This is a genomic window from Micromonospora tarensis (assembly GCF_016803395.1).
Classification (GTDB): domain Bacteria; phylum Actinomycetota; class Actinomycetes; order Mycobacteriales; family Micromonosporaceae; genus Micromonospora; species Micromonospora tarensis.
Window position 1 is genome coordinate 1 of record NZ_JAEVHL010000514.1, and the last position, 1252, is coordinate 1252.

Below are 1252 nucleotides of genomic sequence, written 5' to 3' on the forward strand. Positions count from 1 at the left end.
CGGTGTCCCTCGCCCCGCTGTCGTCGGCGCCGCACCCGGTCAGCGCCAGGGCTGCCGCCAGCGTCGTCGCGGCCAGCAACGCGCCTCGGCGGCGTCCCACCTGTCCGTCCATCCCCGCTCCCATCGTTGTCAACCGGTGTGGCGATAGCTCGGACGCGGCGCGCACGTCGGCTGGTTCCGGCAGACTGCGCTCAGGACGTCACGATTCGATAATCGAGGAGTCACGATGCGGCTCACCAAGTACGCCCACTCCTGCCTCCGGGTGGAACACGACGGGGGAGTGCTCGTCGTCGACCCCGGAGTGTTCAGCGACCCCGCGACGGCGCTGGACGGCGCGGACGCGGTGCTGATCACCCACGAACACCCCGACCACCTCGACCCGGCCGCGGTCCGTCTACAGCTCGACCGGCAGCCGTTCCCGATCTACGGACCCGCCTCGCTCGCCGGGGCCCTGGGCGACGCGGCCGAGGTGCTGCACCCGGTCAGCCCCGGTGAGTCGTTCACCGCCGCCGGGGTCGCCGTCCGCGCGTACGGCGGGCGGCACGCGGTCATCCACCCGGACATCCCGGTGATCGACAACATCGGGTATCTGATCAACGACGTGGTCTACCACCCGGGCGACTCCCTGGTGGTGCCCGACGAGACACCCGTCGACACGCTGTTCGCACCGATCCACGCCCCCTGGTCGAAGTTCTCCGAGGTGCTCGACTTCATCCGCGCGGTCGCGCCGCGCCGGGCGTACGCCCTGCACGACGCGTTGCTCAACGACAACGGGCTGGGCGTGCTCGACCGGCAGTACAGCGCGCTCTCCGGCACCGAGTACCAGCGGCTGGAGCCCGGTAGCCGGGTGGACGTCTGACCCGATGCCCGGCCTCTCCGCGGAGCTGGTGCAGCAGCTCTACCGCACCCCACCGGACCGGTTCGTGGCCGCCCGGGACGCCGCGGTGGCCGAGGCCCGGCGGGCCGGCGACCCGACCACCGCCCGGCAGCTGGCCCGGCTCCGTCGCCCGACGGTGGCGGCCTGGCTGGTGAACCTGCTCGCCATCCGACGCCCGGAGCTGGTCGCCGATCTGGTCCAACTCGCCGACGCGCTGCGGGCGGCCCAGCGGGAACTGCGCGGGCCGCGACTGCGGGAGCTCTCCGCGCAGCGCCGGGCGGTGGTCGCCGCGCTGGTCGTCGAGGTCCGCAAGCTCGCCGCGGCGGAGCCGGACGCGCCGCCGGCCAGCCGGCTGCCGCTGGCCGAGGTGGAGGC

1 protein-coding gene and 1 pseudogene are annotated in these 1252 nt (G+C 73.8%); both read left to right on the forward strand.

The window, feature by feature from the left end:
• The first annotated feature begins 226 nt into the window (after window positions 1–226).
• Window positions 227–859, forward strand: a complete 633-nt coding sequence (locus tag JM949_RS36030; RefSeq protein WP_203152482.1) for an MBL fold metallo-hydrolase — start codon at window positions 227–229, stop codon at window positions 857–859.
• A gap of 4 nt (window positions 860–863) precedes the next feature.
• Window positions 864–1252, forward strand: a pseudogene (locus JM949_RS36035) (hypothetical protein); the annotation flags it as partial.

Coding starts and splice junctions, on each gene's coding strand:
- JM949_RS36030 (WP_203152482.1), top strand. CDS start 227: ATGCGGCTCACCAAGTACGCCCACTCCTGCCTCCGGGTGGAACACGAC.